The organism is Streptomyces spongiae, assembly GCF_009377185.1.
In the GTDB taxonomy this organism is placed as follows: Bacteria; Actinomycetota; Actinomycetes; order Streptomycetales; family Streptomycetaceae; genus Streptomyces; species Streptomyces spongiae.
Window position 1 is genome coordinate 1 of record NZ_VJZC01001001.1, and the last position, 1,797, is coordinate 1,797.

The following is a 1,797-nucleotide window of genomic DNA, read 5'->3' on the forward strand; positions in this document are numbered from 1 at the left end:
CCCCTGATACGTCGCGTACGGCGGCCAGAACGCCAGCAGCGCCTTCCACGCGGCCGCCCGCTCCTCCCCCTCCAGCAGCCGCGCCCTGACCGGGATGTCCTCGCCCTTCCAGCTGATCTCGGCGTCGGGGTGGGCGAGGAGGTTGGCCGTCCAGGCGGGATGGTCGGTGCGGCCGAAGTTGGAGCCGATGAGCAGCCAGCTCGCGGGCCGCCCGCCGGCCGCGGACTCCGGCATACAGGCCAGTGGCGTACGGCGCGGCTGTCCGCTCCTGGCACCCGTGGCCGTCAGGATCACGCCGGGCAGCAGCTGCGCGCTGAGCAGCACCTTCCCGCGCGTCACCCGGTGGACCGCACGGTCGAGCGCCGGGACGACGTGCGGGGCGATCCGCGCGAACGCCCGCGTGGACGACACCGTCTGCACCAGCCGGACGCCCAGGCCGCGGAACCCCTTCACGGAGGCCATCACACCGCCACCTCCCCTACCTCTTCCTCTTCCTCTTCCCCTCGCTCGAAGAGCCTCGCCGAGTCCGCCGCGTACGAGCGCAGCCGGTGCACCGGACCGAAGAGGAGATCGTCGCCCGCGGCCCGCTTGAAGTACAGGTGCGCCTCGTGTTCCCAGGTGAACCCGATGCCCCCGTGCAACTGGATCCCCTCGGCGGCCGCCGTCCGCAGCGCCTCCAGCGCCTGGGCGAGCGCCAGCCCGCCCACACGCTCCTCCCCCTGAGAGGTCGCCCACGCCGCGTAGTACGCCGCCGACCGCGCCGCCTGCACCGCCACGTACACGTCCGCCAGCCGGTGCTTCACCGCCTGGAAGGACCCGATCGCCCGCCCGAACTGCTCCCGCTGCCGCACGTACGCGACCGTCCGCTCCAGCGCCCGGCCGGCCGCGCCCACGGCCTCGGCGGCCAGGACCGCGGCTACGGTGTCCCCGGCGTCGGCCAACGCCCGGAGTACGTCGCCCGTCTCCTCATCGGGACCGAGCAACTCCGCCGCCACGTCCCGCAGTTCGAGCCGGGCCCGCGGCCGTGTCTCGTCGAGGGCCGTCTGCCGTACGCGCGTCAGGCCCTCCGCGGGCACCCGTACGGTGAACAGCAGCGTGCGCGAGCGCGCGTACCCTCCGGCGTGCGCGGCCACCACCAGCAGCTCCGCGCTGTGCCCGTCGAGCACCTGCTCCACCTGCCCGTACAGCCGCCACCAGCCCCCGGCGCGTCTCGCCTGCACCCCGCCCGCGCGCCCGCCACCGGCCCAGTCGCCGCGATTGCCGCGATTGCCGCGATTGCCGCGGTCGCCGCGGTTGCCGCGGTTGCCGCCGGTCAGCCCGAGGGCCATGGCGAGGTGCGGGCCGGGCACGGCCAGGGCGGCGGTCGTCCGGCCACCGGCCAGGCGCGGCAGCAGGTCCGCGCGCTGCCCTTCCGTGCCGAGGGCGAGGAGCAGCGGGGCGACCAGGACGCTCGTCGCGAGGAGGGGGCTCGGCGCCAGGGCGCGGCCCAACTCCTCGCTCGCGAGCGCCAGTTCCGTCGTCGAGCAGCCGATCCCGCCGTACGCCTCCGGGAGTGCCAGTCCGGGGAGGCCCAGTTGGTCGGCGAAGGTGGTCCACAGCCCGCCGTCGTAGCCCTCCTCGGTCCGTACGGCCGCCCGCACCTCCTCGGGGCCGCAGCGTTTGAGCAGCACCTCCCGTACCGTGCGCCGGATCTCTTCCTGTTCGGCGGTGAAGCGGGCGTCCATGGGAGGGTCCCCCTCTACCTCACTGATCTGACGGTCCGTCATATTAGAGCGGGCGCGCCCCACTGCACACCCC

Annotated in this window: 2 protein-coding genes; both read right to left on the bottom strand. The window is 74.7% G+C overall.

The window, feature by feature from the left end; genetic code table 11:
- Nucleotides 1-462: nitroreductase family deazaflavin-dependent oxidoreductase (locus FNH08_RS49565; protein ID WP_152778546.1), on the bottom strand; the 462-nt coding region annotated here is incomplete at its 3' end.
- Nucleotides 462-1,724, bottom strand: a complete 1,263-nt coding sequence (locus FNH08_RS49570) for an acyl-CoA dehydrogenase family protein (protein ID WP_152778548.1) — start codon at nt 1,722-1,724, stop codon at nt 462-464. The genes FNH08_RS49565 and FNH08_RS49570, both read right to left, overlap by 1 nt.
- Between the last annotated feature and the right edge of the window lie 73 nt (nt 1,725-1,797).